The organism is Desulfomicrobium escambiense DSM 10707, from assembly GCF_000428825.1.
Classification (GTDB): Bacteria; Desulfobacterota; Desulfovibrionia; order Desulfovibrionales; family Desulfomicrobiaceae; genus Desulfomicrobium; species Desulfomicrobium escambiense.
In genome coordinates this window covers 168,606-184,429 of record NZ_AUAR01000008.1, presented here as the reverse complement: position 1 = coordinate 184,429, position 15,824 = coordinate 168,606, and the positions used below count along the sequence as shown (strand labels likewise).

At 62.2% G+C, this 15,824-nt stretch carries 17 protein-coding genes, 1 tRNA gene and 1 pseudogene; 4 read left to right on the top strand and 15 right to left on the bottom strand.

Annotated features, from left to right (window positions below; genetic code table 11):
- Nucleotides 1-310: integrase core domain-containing protein (locus G394_RS20775; protein ID WP_028577464.1), on the top strand; the 310-nt coding region annotated here is incomplete at its 5' end.
- A 503-nt stretch (nucleotides 311-813) separates the two neighbouring features.
- Here G394_RS20775 and G394_RS21525 read toward each other — a convergent pair.
- The 4 genes and pseudogenes from G394_RS21525 to G394_RS0109550 all read right to left on the bottom strand — a co-directional run.
- Nucleotides 814-981 (bottom strand): annotated as a pseudogene (locus G394_RS21525) (ATP-binding protein); the annotation flags it as partial.
- A 165-nt stretch (nucleotides 982-1,146) separates the two neighbouring features.
- Complete coding sequence (locus tag G394_RS21385) at nucleotides 1,147-1,311, bottom strand: hypothetical protein (RefSeq protein ID WP_169725549.1); 165 nt, start codon at nucleotides 1,309-1,311, stop codon at nucleotides 1,147-1,149.
- A 181-nt stretch (nucleotides 1,312-1,492) separates the two neighbouring features.
- On the bottom strand, nucleotides 1,493-1,768 hold the full coding sequence (locus G394_RS20765; protein ID WP_084435519.1) for an RNA recognition motif domain-containing protein: 276 nt from the start codon (nucleotides 1,766-1,768) through the stop codon (nucleotides 1,493-1,495).
- 438 nt (nucleotides 1,769-2,206) lie between these two features.
- A tRNA-Arg gene (locus tag G394_RS0109550) sits at nucleotides 2,207-2,284 on the bottom strand.
- Between the two features lie 194 nt (nucleotides 2,285-2,478).
- Between G394_RS0109550 and G394_RS0109545 the strand changes: the two genes are divergently transcribed.
- Together G394_RS0109545 and pgm are read left to right on the top strand one after the other, a co-directional pair.
- Nucleotides 2,479-3,813: a tetratricopeptide repeat protein gene (locus tag G394_RS0109545; RefSeq protein WP_028577463.1), complete on the top strand. Its 1,335-nt coding sequence runs from the start codon at nucleotides 2,479-2,481 to the stop codon at nucleotides 3,811-3,813.
- 79 nt (nucleotides 3,814-3,892) lie between these two features.
- Entirely contained in the window at nucleotides 3,893-5,536 is a 1,644-nt protein-coding gene (gene pgm / locus G394_RS0109540; protein WP_028577462.1) for a phosphoglucomutase (alpha-D-glucose-1,6-bisphosphate-dependent), read from the top strand.
- 107 nt (nucleotides 5,537-5,643) lie between these two features.
- On the opposite strand, the gene hypB is transcribed toward pgm, so the two are convergent.
- The 4 genes from hypB to G394_RS0109520 are packed head-to-tail and all read right to left on the bottom strand — an operon-like array spanning nucleotide 5,644 to nucleotide 8,791.
- A complete protein-coding gene (gene hypB, locus G394_RS0109535; protein ID WP_028577461.1) occupies nucleotides 5,644-6,300 on the bottom strand; it encodes a hydrogenase nickel incorporation protein HypB in 657 nt (218 codons plus the stop codon).
- A gap of 13 nt (nucleotides 6,301-6,313) precedes the next feature.
- Complete coding sequence (hypA, locus tag G394_RS0109530) at nucleotides 6,314-6,667, bottom strand: hydrogenase maturation nickel metallochaperone HypA (RefSeq protein ID WP_028577460.1); 354 nt, start codon at nucleotides 6,665-6,667, stop codon at nucleotides 6,314-6,316.
- 16 nt (nucleotides 6,668-6,683) lie between these two features.
- Complete coding sequence (locus G394_RS18720) at nucleotides 6,684-7,013, bottom strand: hypothetical protein (RefSeq protein WP_043775293.1); 330 nt, start codon at nucleotides 7,011-7,013, stop codon at nucleotides 6,684-6,686.
- A gap of 17 nt (nucleotides 7,014-7,030) precedes the next feature.
- Nucleotides 7,031-8,791: a LysM peptidoglycan-binding domain-containing protein gene (locus tag G394_RS0109520; RefSeq protein ID WP_028577459.1), complete on the bottom strand. Its 1,761-nt coding sequence runs from the start codon at nucleotides 8,789-8,791 to the stop codon at nucleotides 7,031-7,033.
- A gap of 132 nt (nucleotides 8,792-8,923) precedes the next feature.
- Between G394_RS0109520 and G394_RS0109515 the strand changes: the two genes are divergently transcribed.
- Nucleotides 8,924-9,577 (top strand): CBS domain-containing protein, encoded by a 654-nt coding sequence (locus G394_RS0109515; protein WP_028577458.1) that lies wholly within the window; start codon nucleotides 8,924-8,926, stop codon nucleotides 9,575-9,577.
- A gap of 74 nt (nucleotides 9,578-9,651) precedes the next feature.
- On the opposite strand, the gene G394_RS0109510 is transcribed toward G394_RS0109515, so the two are convergent.
- The 7 genes from G394_RS0109510 to G394_RS0109480 all read right to left on the bottom strand — a co-directional run bounded on the left by G394_RS0109510 (nucleotide 9,652) and on the right by G394_RS0109480 (nucleotide 15,820).
- Nucleotides 9,652-10,485 carry an MBL fold metallo-hydrolase gene (locus G394_RS0109510; protein ID WP_028577457.1) on the bottom strand — a complete coding sequence of 278 codons (834 nt, stop codon included), beginning with the start codon at nucleotides 10,483-10,485 and terminating at the stop codon, nucleotides 9,652-9,654.
- Nucleotides 10,486-10,520: 35 nt separating this feature from the next.
- A complete protein-coding gene (gene ppnP, locus G394_RS0109505; RefSeq protein ID WP_028577456.1) occupies nucleotides 10,521-10,835 on the bottom strand; it encodes a pyrimidine/purine nucleoside phosphorylase in 315 nt (104 codons plus the stop codon).
- Between the two features lie 123 nt (nucleotides 10,836-10,958).
- Entirely contained in the window at nucleotides 10,959-12,263 is a 1,305-nt protein-coding gene (locus G394_RS0109500) for a M23 family metallopeptidase (protein ID WP_028577455.1), read from the bottom strand.
- Between the two features lie 140 nt (nucleotides 12,264-12,403).
- Nucleotides 12,404-13,228 carry an ADP-ribosylglycohydrolase family protein gene (locus G394_RS0109495; protein WP_028577454.1) on the bottom strand — a complete coding sequence of 275 codons (825 nt, stop codon included), beginning with the start codon at nucleotides 13,226-13,228 and terminating at the stop codon, nucleotides 12,404-12,406.
- A complete protein-coding gene (locus G394_RS0109490; RefSeq protein ID WP_028577453.1) occupies nucleotides 13,215-13,490 on the bottom strand; it encodes a HypC/HybG/HupF family hydrogenase formation chaperone in 276 nt (91 codons plus the stop codon). Before G394_RS0109490 ends, G394_RS0109495 begins: the two co-directional genes overlap by 14 nt.
- Nucleotides 13,491-13,501: 11 nt before the next feature.
- Entirely contained in the window at nucleotides 13,502-13,987 is a 486-nt protein-coding gene (locus tag G394_RS0109485; RefSeq protein ID WP_028577452.1) for a HyaD/HybD family hydrogenase maturation endopeptidase, read from the bottom strand.
- Nucleotides 13,988-14,110: 123 nt separating this feature from the next.
- Entirely contained in the window at nucleotides 14,111-15,820 is a 1,710-nt protein-coding gene (locus tag G394_RS0109480) for a nickel-dependent hydrogenase large subunit (RefSeq protein WP_028577451.1), read from the bottom strand.
- Between the last annotated feature and the right edge of the window lie 4 nt (nucleotides 15,821-15,824).

The window sequence follows — 15,824 nt, the reverse complement described above, 5'->3', positions numbered from 1 at the left end:
CAACGGACCTGAGTTCGTGTCGAAGGCGCTGCTCAAATGGGCGGCTCGGGAGTCTCTGGATTTGGCGCTGATTGAGCCTGGGAAGCCATGGCAGAACGGTTTGAACGAGAGTTTTAACGGCAAATTTCGCGACGAATGTCTGTCGATGGAATGGTTCCGGTGTCGGGCCGAGGCGCGGGTTGTGATCGAGGAATGGAGGCGGCACTACAACTCCGTTCGCCCGCATTCAAGCCTGAACAACATGACGCCAGAACATTTCTGTCGGCAGTATGGAAAAAACATGAACCGTGGGGAAACCCTCAAGAATTGAGTGGTCCGAAGTTTCCCGGCAGGTCACGCCCCCCTGGCCGGATGCTGGCGTTTCCAAAGGTCGCTTTGACATCCATCAGGGTTTTCCATCGCTGCCCTTTGGCGATCCTGTGCCAGGCGGACAAAGGGTCCCGGGCATAGGCGTTTTCTGGTGTCCTTTCCCAATAATCACTCAATAATTTGATGGAAATGACGTGCATATGAATGATGTCTAATTTTTGGACATATTGTTGTCAATATATAGCTTTCCAAAATGGAAACTCTTATGTCGATACTGCTCAATCCATCAGGAACGCACAGGAGTTTGCCGTGGGGAAGGTGGGGCAGGGCTGAGCGTAAAAGAAAAACGGCTCCGGTGACTATCGCAAGTAACCGGAGCCGTTAAGTCGGCTGGTGCCCCCACCATGACTTGAACATGGGCAAACCAGGATCAGGAAGCGCTAAGGATGAAGGGGATCGGCCAGACACCGATGTCAACGGAACTCGAAAACTGACCCACCCGGCCTATTCCTCTGTCTGCATGACCGGAATCTGCTGGCCGAGGATTCCGGACTTGCGCTTGTCCCGGTAACTGTCCCCGCGAATCTGAACGAAATGGGCATGGTGCAGGAGCCTGTCCAGTGTTGCCGATGTCAGAGCGGTATTGCCGCCGAAGGCTTGTCCTGACCTGCCGGATATGTCGGATCATAACCGTTGTTTGCCCGGTTAGGGTGGCGTTTCAAGTGGCGTCAGTCTTTCCTAAATGCCAAAGTCGTCCGGGCAATGCTGCGCCTATTCTTAAACTGATGAGTTTCTATATGAAATAACTCAATAACTTTGATTTTATTTATAAATATATCAATTTTGAATAGGGGTTATTTCTGTATCTCTTGTGTCTTGGCTGTCAACCTGTTCACTTTTTTCTGTTGACGCCCCTTCTTTTTGCATCCGCTTCTCTTCTTTTTTTCTCTTTTTTGCGTTTTCTCTCTGACGCTTTTCAAAAGCGTAATTTTGTTTTGCCACGAGCAATCTCCTTTATATTTTCGTTCTATGTTAAAAATTTGAGTTGTGTCAGTCAGAAGGTTGCTACAGACATACTTTCAATCCAGGATTCTGGTAATTGCATCCAAGCCAGCTTCGACCGGTAGAGTCCAAAAAAAAAGCCCGTCAGTAACGGGCTTTCAGTGCTATCAGGCGAAATCAACTAATAACGGGAGCGGCTGGAAGGACGGTTCTCACGAGGCTGGGCCTCATTGACCTTCAAGTTGCGTCCCTCGATCTCAGCACCGTTCAGTTCGCTGATGGCTTTAGCGGCGCCTGCGGCGTCCATTTCAACAAACCCAAAGCCACGGGAGCGACCGGTTTCGCGATCTTCGATAACATGTGCGGATGTCACCGTGCCATATGGGGCAAACATGTTCTTCAGATCAGCGTCAGAAGTAGACCAGGACAAATTACCAACATAGATGTTCTTAGACAAAGCAATAACTCCGAAATAAAAAGAGAAGAAAATTCGAGATTCAGATGAAAACAGTTGCATCTGAATCGGATAAATTTTTTTTTATCCGCGAACTCAAAGACAATATTCATAATTTTTCATATGTCAAATATAATTTCATTAAAATCTCATTTGCATTTAACGAAAATCATTTTTATCGATAATGTGAGTGATTTTAACACTAAAGTAATATTTATATTGTTTTGCAAAATAATAAATATACAATATTTGTTATCTGTGACGATTCATCTGAAATTTGCGCAAAGATATTTAATCTCTATTAAATCAACGGTCTTTCATGGGTCTGTTTGCCATGATTTGTGTTTGTCAAATTTTAAAAGATATAATCCTGGATGACCCTGATGTTCAAAAATAAAAAAGATCCGACTAGTGTATAACTAGCCGGATCTTTAGATGATCTGGTGCCCCCACCATGACTCGAACATGGGCAAACCAGGATTAGGAATCCTGTGCTCTATCCACCTGAGCTATGGGGGCACGTTGTGGAGGAAATTTCTTAGGCGAGGCGGGGGGCAAAATCAAGGAGAAAGTGGGCTGGACGCCGCGGGGCTGCGCCGACCCGCCACAGGCGGCGGGGCAGGAACGCGTTGAACATCAGTGCGGCATGGTGTATTTTCCCCGTGTTGTCCTGGTTCGGGTTCTGAAACGCGGTCAATGCAGGGGCGGTGCGAATGGAAAAGGATACGCGGGATGCCATAGGAAACGCCATCTTCGACTACGCCATGGCCGGCGGCAGGTTCGTGTCCCTGACCGAGGACGCCGGGTTCGTGGAGCTGATCAAGAACGTGCTGTTCCGCAGCCTCGGCCTGCCGAGGACCAGCTTCATCCAGTACACCCGCCTCGACGACCTTTTCGCCCTCTTGCGCCAGGACATGCAGGCCAAGTTCGTCGTCTGCCTGGACCGCTACTCCGCCGAATCGACCCTGGCGCAGATCATGGACACCATCCAGCGGCTGTGCCCGGCCGTGCGCATCATCGTCCTGACCAAGGAAGTGGACCAGTACACCACGGCCCTGCTCATCGAACAGGGCGCCCACAACATCATCACAAAGCCCATCTCCGTAGCCTCCTTCGCCGAGAAGCTGGCTTTCACCATCGCCCCGCAGGGCCGTCTGAGCAAGCTCATCGACAAGGGTAAGCGCCATCTGGACTCCGGCAACTGGGGCGAGGCCATGCTCGTGGCCGAGGACATCCTGAAGCAGAAGCCCGAGAGTGCGGCGGCCTTCATGATCAAGGGCGACGCCTACCGCGGCATGGACATGATGGCCCGGGCCGAGGAGATGTACCAGCACGCGGCCAAGAGCTCCGAACTCTATCTGGCGCCCTTGAAGCGCCTGGCCATGCTCTACGAGCAGTCCGGGGACCCGGAGAAGCAGCTGCAGTACCTGCGCCGCCTGAACGAGATCAGCCCCCTCGACACGCAGCGCATCCTGAACATCGGCGAGCTGGAGATTTCGAGGGGCAACAACTCCCAGGCCGAGGAGATGTTCGAGCAGGTCATGAAGCTGGCCAAGAAGGAGGCCGCCGACATGCTCTCCAACCTGTCGAGCCGCATCGCCACCATCTGCGCCAACCGCGACCCCGACATGGCCATCCGCTACTCCAAGCGCGCCCTGGACCTGCGCGGCGGCGAGCTGACGGCCTCGGACATCGCCACGGTCAACATCCTGGGCATCTCGCTGCGCAAGCAGGGCAAATGGCGCGAGGCCATCGCCGAGTACCGGCGCGTGCTGGCCGTCATCCCCGACAACCCTGGCCTGCTCTACAACATGGCCCTGGCCTACAACGAGGGACGGGACATCCCCAAGGCTCTGGCCATGGTCCGCAAGGCCCTGGAGGTCGACCCAGGCCTGCCCGACTCGGGCAAGAACGTGGCCTACAACATCGGCACCATCTTCGAGAAGGCCGGCCTCTCGGGCGAGCAGTTCTTCAAGAAGGCCTACGAGCAGGACCCCAACGACAAGCTCATGTGGGAGGCCCTCAAGCGCTCCCAGGCCCTGGCCTGAGCGAATTTCTTCGGGACCCGTCACCCCGCCCATGGCGGACGGCCGACGGCGCACCCCGATCCACCAACAAGGAGCATCCATGGCAGCACATCCCCTCGCCGGCACGCCCGTGCCGGAAAGCCTGCGCATCAACGTGCCCAGGCTCGTGTCCGACTACTATACCCTCGAACCCGACCCGTCCGCGCCCGACCAGGCGGTTGCCTTCGGCACGTCCGGGCACCGCGGCTGCGCCTTCAAGGCGTCCTTCAACGAGACGCACATCCTGGCCATCACGCAGGCCGTGTGCGAGTACCGCGCCATGCGGGGCATCGACGGGCCGCTCTTCGTGGGCATGGATTCCCACGCCCTGTCCGAGCCGGCCCAGCGCACGGCCCTGGAGGTCCTGGCCGCGGCCGGCGTGGACTGCCGCTTCCAGCGAGGCCTGGGCTACACGCCCACGCCCGTCATCTCCCACGCCATCCTGACCTACAACCTCGGCCGGACTTCGGGCCTGGCCGACGGGTTGGTCATCACCCCGTCCCACAACCCGCCCGAGGACGGCGGCATCAAGTACAACCCGCCCCACGGCGGCCCGGCCGGCACCGACGTCACGGGCTGGATCGAGAAGCGGGCAAACGCGCTGCTGGCCGACACCTCCGGCGTGCGCCGCGTCCCGTTCAGGAAGGCCGTGACGCAGGGGCTGTGCCGGGAGCACGATTTCGTGGGGCCGTACGTCGAGGATCTGGCCAACGCCATCGACATGGAGGCCATCAGGAACTCAGGGATAAGCATCGGCGTCGACCCCCTGGGCGGGGCCGGGCAGGCCTACTGGGAGCCCATCGCCGAGCGCTACGGCCTGAACATCCGCGTGGTCAGCACCGTCGTGGACCCGGCCTTCATGTTCATGAGCCTGGACAAGGACGGCAAGATCCGCATGGACTGCTCCTCGGCCGCGGCCATGGCCAAGCTCATCGCCCTGAAGGACTCCTTCTCCATCGCCTTCGCCAACGACCCCGACGCCGACCGACACGGCATCGTCACGGCCGGGCACGGCCTCATGAACCCCAACCACTACCTGTCCGTGGCCATCGACTACCTGCTGACGCACCGGCCGGGCTGGCCCGCGGCGGCGCAGGTGGGCAAGACCCTGGTCACCAGCTCCATGGTCGACCGCGTCGTGGCTTCCCACGGGCGCCAAGTCCGGGAGGTGCCCGTGGGCTTCAAGTGGTTCGTGGACGACCTTCTGGCCGGGACCTGCTGCTTCGGCGGCGAGGAGAGCGCGGGCGCGTCCTTCCTGCGCCGCGACGGCGGCGTGTGGACCACGGACAAGGACGGGCTTCTGCTGAACCTGCTGGCGGCCGAGATCACGGCCGTGACGGGCAGGGACCCCGGCGACCTCTACCGGGAGCTGGAAGCCCGCCACGGCAGTCCCATCTACGAGCGCCTGCAGGCCCCGGCGAACATGGCCCAGAAGAAGGTTCTCTCGTCGCTCACGCCCGACCGGGTGACCTCGGCCGAGCTGGCGGGCGAGCCCATCCTGGCCAGGATCACCCACGCCCCGGGCAACGGCGCGGCCATCGGCGGCCTCAAGGTCGTGACGGAAAACGGCTGGTTCGCGGCGCGGCCCTCGGGCACCGAGGACATGTACAAGATCTACGTCGAGAGCTTCCTGGGCCGCGAGCACCTGGAGCGCATCAAGACCGAGGCTCAGGAGATGGTCGACGGGGTGCTGAAAAACGCGTAGCAGGCCGTCCCAAAACGGCGATCTGCGGATTTTGAATTTTTCAGTCGACGCAAAAAAGCCCACCTTCCGATGCGGAGGGTGGGCTTCGTTTTTCGCGGGGCGCGGGGCTATTTCTTCTTCTTGGCCCGCTCGCGGCGCAGCCAGTCGTACCAGGCGTCCATGCCCTGGCCGGTGGTGGCCGAGAGGGTGAAGATCTCGATGTCCTTGTTCACGGAGCGGGCGAAGGCGCTGGCGCGTTCGACGCTGAAGTTGACGTAGGGCAGCAGGTCAACCTTGTTCAGGATCATGACCTTGGATTCGGCGAAGATGAAGGGGTACTTCTCGGGCTTGTCATCGCCCTCGGTCACGCTCAGGATGGTGACCTTGTAGTCCTCGCCGACGCTGAACTCGGCCGGGCAGACCAGGTTGCCGACGTTCTCGACCACGAGGATGTCGATGCCGTCCATGCCCATGGACGCGGCCGCGTCGCGGACCATGGAGCTGTCGAGGTGGCAGCCGCCGGCCGTGTTGATCTGCACGGCGCGGGCGCCGGTGGCGGCCACGCGGCGGGCGTCGTTCTCGGTCTGGCAGTCGCCTTCGATGACGGCCATGGAAAATTCGTTCTTGAGGTCCGTCAGGGTGCGTTCCAGGAGGGTGGTCTTGCCGGAACCCGGCGAACTCATCAGGTTGAGGCTCAGGATGCCCCGCGCCGTGAGATCGGCGTTCAGTTCGGCGGCCACGGCGTCGTTGGCCTCCAGGATGTTGCGTACCACGTCGACTTTCATGCAATCCTCCAGGTTATTCGGCTTCGATGTTCTCGATGTACAGTTCCCGCCCCGAGATGATCTCGTGCCCGAACTCCGTGGCGCATTTGGGGCAGGGCATGATCAGGCGCTCCTCGTAGGAGGGGCTGAACTCCTCGCCGCACTGCCGGCAGCGGACGGTCATGGGCTTGACCTCGCACTCGACCTTGGCGCCTTCGAACGGGGTGTTCACGGTCAGGACCTCGAAGGCCGTCTCCAAGGCTTCGGGCACGATGGCCGAGATCTGACCGTAGACGATCTTGACGTTCAAGAGCTTCGTCAGGCCGTGCTTGGCCATTTCCTCGCGGATGATCTTGATGAGGCTCTCGGCGATGGACAGTTCGTGCATGTTTTCTCCTTGTGTGCTACGAGCGGCGCTCCGATGCGTAAGCCGTGTCCAGGGCGTTGTCCAGAGCGATGCGCGTCCGCGTCATGGCGCCGCCGGCGATGGTCACGCGGAACATCTCCCAGTCCTGGTGGTTGATGATGTCGACGACGCCGCGGGCGTCGGGCCCGAGCAGGGGCAGGAGGCCTTCGAGGTCGCTGTCCACGTCGACGAAGCCGCCTTCGTGCAGGAAGTCGAGGACGTTGCCGGCGGCCTCGCATTCGTAGGTCGCCAGATGTACGGTGCAGGCCTGCATGCGGTCATGGTCGAGCCCGACCAGATGGCCGTAGACACGGAAGTCGTGAGGCATGGGTGAATCCTTGGGGTTCAGTCCGGCAGGACGAAGCACGTGTAGCCCTCGCGGGAAAGGACGGAAACGAGATACGGGTCGGCGAAGCGCCTGTCCAGCAGGATGATGCGGGAGGCTCCTCCGGATACGTTCCAGGCCGGTACCTGGATGCCGATGCGGGTGCCCGGGCCGCTGGCCCAGGAGGCGCTCGCCATGCCCTGGTGCAAATCGTCCTTGCTGCGCAGCAGTTGCAGGAGGGCGCTCAGGTCGGCGGGCAGGCCCTGGCCGAAATAGGCCTCGGGATTGGCCGGGTTGATGGCCCGGATGAGGTCCATGTGCGTGGCCGCGGGCACGTAGATGGACTCCCGGGGCCTGGCGGGCAGCCGGGAGAGTTCGTTGTAGGCGTCCAGTTCGATGACGTTGACCTGGGCCTCGTCCAGCACCTCGTGCAGCCCCTGGGGCAGGGGCGATTCGCCCGGCGTCTGCCTGGCCCAGACCATGTTGACGGTCTTCCTGCCTCCCATGTTGACGATGGCCATCTGCGGGGACTGCAGGGTCAAACCGACTCCGGACCTGGTCAGGACCAGGTCGCGGTCCGCGGACCACAGCCGGAAATTGCCGGGGAATGTCTGGGCCAGCTTTTCCAACACCTCCGGCAGGGACCAGCGGGGGGAGACGGTGCAGACCTTCATGCCCAGCTTGTTGGCGTTTGCGACCCAGTCGGCGCTTTTGGGCACGGGGCAGAAAAGGATCTTGTCCCCCCAGGGGGCTTCCACCAGCGGCGTTTCGAAGAGTTTGACATGCAGCCAGCCAGAGCCGGGGAGGGGGAACATGCTTTCGTCGCCGGGCATGAACCCGAAGCGCATCTCCTTGAGCACGGTCTTGATGAACGGCAGGCCCGTCTGCGGAGTACGGGTTTCGGCGGACCCGGTTGCATTGGCCGCAGAGTCGTTGTCGGCGGCTTCGGGTTGTGCGTGCTTCTCCGGCCGGGATTCGGGGAGTGGGGAAGGTTCCGGTTCGGGAGCGGGGGCAGCCTGGGACACGGCCGGTCCGGCCGCCGCGGAGGACGACGCGCCGGGCGGACCTTGCCTGGGCGTTCCTGTCTGGTTCGTGACGGCTTCGACCCTCGTGTCCGGCGAAACCGGCACGGCGACGATCGTCACGGGCTTGGCTGGGACCGGCGCGGGTTGCGGTGCCTGACCGGTCTGCTCGGGCTCCTGCGGCCGCGTCGCTTCGGCAGGCGCCACGGCGGGCCGCGCACCGCCCTTGATTACAGGCAGGATGATTTCCTGGCCGGCGCGCAGGGTGTTGGCGTCGGGAATCGATGGGTTGAGTTCCAGAAAGAGGTCCATGTACTTGCCGAAAATCAGGCTCGCGGACACGCCCTGGTTTTGAAGGATGTCCACCAGGGTGTCCCCGGCCTGGACCACGTAGGCCCGCTTTTCGTATGTGTCTGACGGAATGTCCGAGGCAGGCCGAGCCGGGGCCGGCGGCGCGGGCGCGACACCCTCGGGGAGGCGGATGATCTGGCCGGGCTTGAGATGGCTCAGGTTCGGTATGTGGGGGTTCAGGGCCTGTATGCCGGGCATGAGCTGCTGGATCTGTGCGCCCGAATATCCCTTGTCCTGCAGGATCTTGAAGAGCCACTCGCCTTGCCGGACGGTGTGCTCCTGACCGGGCTTGGCTTCGACGCTGATGTTCTTCTCGAAAAAAAGACGTAGCGGTTTTTCTGAAAAAGCGGGCCTGGTTATGCTTGTCAGGAAGCACAGGCCGATAATAAGAAGAACTGCACGTCTCATGGATGTTTCGAGCGGGACCTTGTTTCACATCGTGGTTATTTCCGGCAATGGAAACAAGGATATAGCAAAAAGGTTCGAGGCTGTCACTGCACTTTGCATGAGGGATTCACCCAATTTTCCAAGGAGAGAACCATGTATGTAGGCCTTGCCATGCAGAAGCATGTCCCCACCATCACCTCCGACACCCTGATCATCAAGGCGGACCGGATGATGGAGGAGAACAAACTCTGGATTCTGCTTGTCGTCGAAGGCGGGAAGCTCAAGGGCTATGTGGCCAAGGAGGACATCCGGGCCGCCCTTCCTTCGGGCGCGACCACCTTCAGCAAGCACGAGCTCAATTACCTCTTTTCCAAGCTGACGGTGAAGGATCTGGTGCGCAAGGAGATGCCCACCGTGCATCCGGAAACGGAGATCGAGGTGGCCGCCAAGATCATGCACGACCGCGACCTGGCCGGTCTGGCCGTCATCGACAAGGACAGCCACCTCAAGGGCTACATCAGCCGCAGCTCCATGCTGGCCGTCTTGGTCGAGGAGATGGGCTTGGAACTGGGCGGCAACCGCATCGCCATCGAGGTCGAGGACCGCAAGGGCGTCATGGCCGATCTGAGCCGGCTCTTCTTCGACCTGGGCGTGAATATCCTGTCCACCTCGACCTTCTACCGCGACAACAGGCGTCTGCTGGTCTTCCGCATCCTGGCAGACGACATGGCCGCCATCGTCAAGGTCGTCGAGGAGAAAGGCTACAAGATCGCCGGGCCGGAATACTTCGCCCACGAATGGGCCTAGGCCGGACCGCCGCGCCGACCGCAGGGACGCTTCCTCACGGAGCGTCCCTTTTTTTGCGCCGTTGGCCCGGCGGTCTAGGCGTAGCTGACCGTGAGGCCCACGCCGACCTCGCGCAGCGGGGCCGCTCCGGTCAGGGCGACCTTCGAGTGCAGGTCCGTGCAGTGGCAGGGGCTCAGGTGTTTCGGGGTGAGGGCGCGCAGGTGCGCTACGGTGCCGTTCAGGCGTTCCGCCGAGGGGGACAGGAGGTGCAGGCCGCCGATGACGTCCTGGATGCGGGTCTCGCCGGTCAGGGCCACGGCGTGGTCGACGATGTTGCAGATGCCCGCGTGGGAGCACCCCGTGACCACGACCAGCCCGTCGTCCCCGCGCCAGACCAGGGCCGAGTCGTCGGGGAGCAGGTCGGGACCGTCGTCCCCTTCCTTGGTGCCGATGCCCGGGGACACCTCGAAGGCGTGGCGGCGCGGGATTTCCCCGAGGAAGAGAAGACGCTCGCCCATGGGCAGGGGTGCCGCGGAGAGATTGAGGGCGAAGTGCCGGGAGAGCTTGCCCGGCTCCAGCAGCGGGCCGAGTTCCGGGTTGCCGCCTTCGCGGATGCTGCGGAAGGCCGCCGGGTGAGCCACCAGGGTCGGACGGGAGCAGGGGCGGCCTTCCAGGCGCTCCTCGCACAGGTGGCGGGTCAGGGCTTCGAGGCCCCAAGTGTGGTCCAGATGCCCGTGGGACAGGACGACGGCGTCGAGGTCCGAGAGCGTGACCCCCATCTTGCGGGCGTTGTCCAGGAAGAGCCCGGAGTAGCCGCAGTCGAAGAGGATCTTCAGGCCTTCGTCCTCGATGAACAGGCAGAGGCCGGGCTCGGCCCGGAAATAACGGTCGATGAGGGTGGCGTTGTCCACCAGGACGGTGATTTTCATGGCGTGGTGTCCGGGCCGGATGTCCGGCCCGCGGGTCACTTGATGAAGGAGCAGCAGTAGTCCGTCAGGGTCCGGACCTTGAGGGAGAACTTCGAGTTGGCGGGCACCTCGAAGGACGTGCCGGCGGCGAAGGCCTGCCAGGCGTTGGCGCCGGGCAGCAGCACATCCAGCTCTCCGGCCAGGATCTCCATGATCTCCCTGTCTGCCGTGCCGAATTCGTAATCGCCGGGGAGCATGACGCCAAGGGTCTTTCTGGACCCGTCGGGAAAGACGATGGTGCGGCTGGTGACCTTGCCGTCGAAGTAGACGTTGGCCTTCCTGATCACGGTGACGTTGGCGAATTCGGACATGGGATCCTCGTGGAGTGCTGGGGTTGCGGCCGGGGCCGGGGCGATGCAGCCTTCTAGCAAAGCCCGGCCCGGCTTGTCACCCGTGTTGCGACGGCACGAAAAAAGGCCCCGGAGGGCCTTTGGTCACTGCAGCTTGGAGGTGATGTTGTCCTTGATCCAGTGCGGGTCCCACCATTCGATGGGCTGCACTTCGAGGCCCGAGACGAGCATGCCGAAGTGCAGATGGTCGCCTCCGGCCATGCCAGTGGCGCCGGTCTTGCCGATGATCTGGCCGCGCTGGACGGTTTCGCCCTTGTGCACGTGAATCTCGCTCAGGTGCGAGTACAGGGACTGGATGCCGAAGCCGTGGTCCAGGACGACCACGTTGCCGTAGATGCCCATGAACTCGGCCAGGACGACGCGGCCGGTGTTGCCGGCGGGCACGGGCGAGGTGGCCAGAGATGCCAGGTCCACCCCGAGGTGGGTCTGGTTGTCCACGGCCTGTCCGCCATGCATGTACGTGCGGTTGTCGGCGAACCCGGCCATGGGCGCGCTGTTGGGCAGGCGGATGAAGGGGCCGTCCCAGAGCTTCTGGGGCACCGTGTCCTTGCCGAGTTGCAGCAGATAGGCAACATTCTTGGCCCTGAGTTCGCTGTTGACCTTGAGGAAGATGTCGATGGGCTGGGTCTGGTCAGGGAAATACTGCGTGAACTGACCCATCTTCGACTGCAGGAAATTGTCGGAGATGTTGATGCTGTCGTGCTTGAACGCCTTGGTCTTGGGGTTGAAGAAGAACCCGATGGACACCTCGTTGCCGGCCAGGTCGCTGGCCACCAGGGCCGGGGTCAGGGTCTTGACGTCGGCGTCGTAGGGGATGGCGAAGAAGCACAGGTACTTGCCCGGCTGGAAGGGAAAGCCCGGGAAGAAGTGCTCGCCCATGCGCACGCCGCTTCTGCCCAGTTCTTCGTCGGTGCTGTAGACCAGAAGGCCCGTCCCGCCCTGGTTCACGTTGTGCTGCCCCGAGAGGACGGAAACGACGGGGGGCTTGGAGTCCACGGTCATGTCGCGTTTGAAGTCGGCCCTGTTGCCGTGGCCAAGACGATGCCAGGAGTTATCCTTGACCGTGACGGCGAGGGTCACGGCGCCGTTGGAGATGTTCTTGGGCAGGGAGAAGGTCTCGGTCAGGTCGCGGGTTCCCTCGGGGAGGTCCCTCTTGACGATGTCGATGGTGTTGCCGTTCTGCGTGGCCGTGACGTGCAGGAGCCTGAGGCCCGAGTCGGCATCCGAAGCCGTCACGGTAAACACGGTCGATGCGCCCGCCGTGGACTGGTCGGGCGTCACGGACAGGGTCGGCGGGTTCCACTCGCCCTTGACGTAGTAGAGGGCTCCCAGGGCACCGGCCAGCAGGAGGAAGACGAAGAAAAAGGCGTAGGATATTCGGCTGCTCATATTGCAAACTCGCTTATGTTCTGTGTTCTTTCGGCAAAGGGGCAACATCCGCAGGGCCTTGGGCGCAAAAAAAATGGGAGCGCCGCAAAGGCGTTCCCATGCTACGGACGGGGGGGGCTTTTGGCAAGTTTTGTCGGACTTCAGCTTTTCTGCAAGGACTCCGCCGCTTTCTGCAGCAGCTCGACGCGGGCCAGACTCTGCCGCCAGGCCGCGGGTATGGCCTCGAAACCGTACCAGGCGCCGGCCAACTGCCCATAGGCGGCCATGGCGCGCGGTCCGTGCGGCAGGCACAGGGCGCAGCCGTAAGCGAAGGATTCGCTTCCGGCAAAGGCGTTCACGGCCGCGGCCAGCGCCCGGCAGGCCGGGTGTTCGCCAGGGGCCGGAGCGGTCCCACACAGGCTCTCGGCTTCGGGGCAGAGGTCCGCGGGAGGCTGCGGGCGCAGGACGCGCTGCTTGTCCGCTCCCGTCAGGGCTTCGTCCAGCATGGCCGCCAACAGTCTGCAGGCGTCCACGCTCTGGCGGCCAGAATGGGTGATGCGGGTGGCGCGTGCGCAGGCGTCCAGGGCCGCTTCGGTCGCACCCGCGAAAAATATTGCCGTCGGCGCGACGCGGGCCAGGCACGCATCGCCCTGGGTCAGGTCTTCGTCGATGGGGTTCCAGGTGCGCTCGAAGCGCATGATGGCGGCCTTGACGGTATCGTCGATGCGGTCGCAGGTCTCCCCGGAGCTCTGGTAGCCGTAGCGGAACCAGCTGGTCAGGCGGACCATCTGGTCGCGCTCGTCCACGCCGCCGCATTCGGCCAGGCTCTCGGCAATGGCCAGGGTCATGGAGGTGCCGTCACCCCACAGTCCGCTCTCCAGGGGCACCGTGACGGGCGGGGTCGTTCCGGAAAGTTCGGCCAGGGCCTCGCACACGGCCAGCCCCGTCAGGCAGCCGAGGGCCTTGTCGGCATCAGGCTTCGACACCGCCGACCTCCGTGTTGTACTTGCGTTGCACTTCGTCGTAGGCGTTGGCCAGGTCACGAAGGATGGTCAGGGTTTCCTGGGCTTCCTTGAGGTCCAGCTTGCGGATGGCGAAGCCGGCATGGATGATGACGTAGTCTCCCAAGGTCGCTTCCTGGTCCAGAAGCATGAGGGAGGCGGTCACGAAGGTCTCGCCTTCGCCGACGCGGCACTGGGCAACGCCGTTCTCGATGGATTCAATTTTTGCGGGAATGGCCAGACACATGGTTACCTCCTTCAGTTGGGTGTGCAGGTTCCGCCGGCCGAGAGGATCTCCCTGACCACGGACTCGATCATGACGGGCATGGCGCGGTCGGCGGTTTCAGAGAGCTCCAAAGCCATGGTGTGGTAGTCGAAGGGCTCCATGCCGATGACGATCGCCTCGGGCCGGTTGCCGACCAGTTCGCACATGCCCAGGGTGTCCACCAGGTCCGTCTGGTGCATGGAGTCGCGGAAGGCGAGGCTCTTGCGCAAATCCTCGCCCATGAGGCGGTATACGGAGCCGGGTTCGTCGCCGCACAGGACCGCGTCGCAGACGATGAGGTAATCCGACTCGAGGATGGATCCCATGAGCTTCGTGCCCAGGGTGCCGCCGTCCAGGAGGCTGACGTTGTCAGAAAAGGTGAAATCCTGCTGCATCCGTTCGATGCAGCGCACGCCGATGCCTTCGTCGGTGAACAGGATGTTGCCCACGCCGAGAACGAGAATGCGCTTGTCTGCCATGAACTGTTCCGTGTTGGAAAATGGGTGACGATGTCCGCTTCGCCGCTTGTGCTACGCAAAAACGGGTTCCGGTTCAAGGAAAGAAAGGGGCCCCGGAAAGCGGGGCCCCCTTTGTGTACATGATTACAGGATCTTGAACTTGCGGACCTGGTTGGTCTTGGCGTCGATGACATGCACGCCGCAGGCGATGCAGGGGTCGTAGGAGTGCACGGTTCTGAGGATTTCCACCGGGCGTTCCGCGTCGGCGATGGGGGTGCCCATGAGGGCCTCTTCCACGGCCGAGAGTTTACCCTCGGAGCAGCGCGGGCCGAGGTTCCAGGTGGACGGGACGACCAGCTGGAAGTTCTCGATCTTGCCGCCCTTGATCTTGATCCAGTGGCTCAGGGCACCGCGGGGGGCGTTGACGAATCCGACGCCCTCGGCTTCGTCGGGCATCTTCCAGTCCTGGTAGATCTTGGTGTCGCCCTTTTTCACGTTCTCGGCCAGCTCGTTGACCCAGTCCATGAGCTTGTCGGCGATGACCTTGGTCTCGATGCCGCGGGCTGCCGTGCGGCCCAGGGTGGAGAAGAGGGCCGCCGGGCCGACGCCCAGATGGTTGAGGACGTAGTCCACGGTCTTCTTCACTTCGGGGTGGCCCTTGCCGTAGGCGACCAGGACGGTGGCCAGGGGGCCGGTTTCCACGGACAGCTTGTCGTAGCGCGGGGCCTTCATCCAGGAGTAGCGGTCCCGGTCCTCATAGGAGGTGTACTTGGGCTCGGTCACGCCTTGGAAGGGGTGGTGGGCCTTGTCGCCCTGATACCAGCTGTGGCGGACGTGCTCTTCGATCAGTTTGGGGTTGAAAGCATCGACCTTGCCGATGTTGCGGTTGAGGATGACGCCCGGGGGCAGCCAGCGGCTGTTCAGGTCGTTTTCCACGGCCGGGAACTCGCCGAAGCTCATGAAGTGGGTGGTTCCGCCGATGGCGGCCCAGTCCTTGTAGTAGGAAGCCACGGCCAGGAGGTCCGGGATGTAGCATTCGTCGATGAACTTCTTGGTTTCCTGGAAGAGGCCCACGAACTCGGCCATGCGCTCGTTGGTCAGGCTCTCGTAGCAGGTCACGCCGCCGACCACGGTGAACTGGGTGTGCGGGTTCTTGGCGCCAAACACGGCCATGGCGCGGGCTGCCTTGACCTGCAGGTGCAGGGCTTCCAGGTAGTGCGCGGTGGCGATGAGGTTGACTTCGGGCGGCAGGTAGTAGGCGTCGTGGCCGCCGAGGAAGTAGGCGTTGGTGAAGATGCCGAGCTGGCCGGAGTCAACCAGGCTCTTGACCTTGTCCTGCACGGCCTTGAGGTCTTCGGCCTTGGTCTGGCGGGTGGAGATGGAGTTGGCGATGGATGCGGCCTTCTTCGGGTCCGCGGTCAGGGCTGCGGTCACGTCGACCCAGTCCAGGGCGTGCAGATGATAGAAGTGCACGATGTGGTCATGCAGGAACTGCGCGGCCAGGACGAGGTTGCGGATGAGGCGCGCGTTGTCGGGCAGGTTTTTGTCCACGCCGACGGCGTTGTCCACGCAGCGGGTCGAGGCCAGGGCGTGGGTGTAGGTGCACACGCCGCAGGAGCGCTGGGTGAAGTGCTGGGCGTCGCGCGGGTCGCGGCCCTTGAGGATCAGTTCCAGGCCGCGGAACAGCTGCGAGCTCGACCAGACGTTGGTGACCTTGCCCTTGTCCACTTCGACTTCGATCTTGAGATGACCTTCGATGCGGGTCACGGGGTCAACGATGATGGGCCCCTTGAAGTTCTTATCCATTGGGGTGGCGACGACACCCGGAGCTTGGTTGGGTTTGCAACCGGACATATGT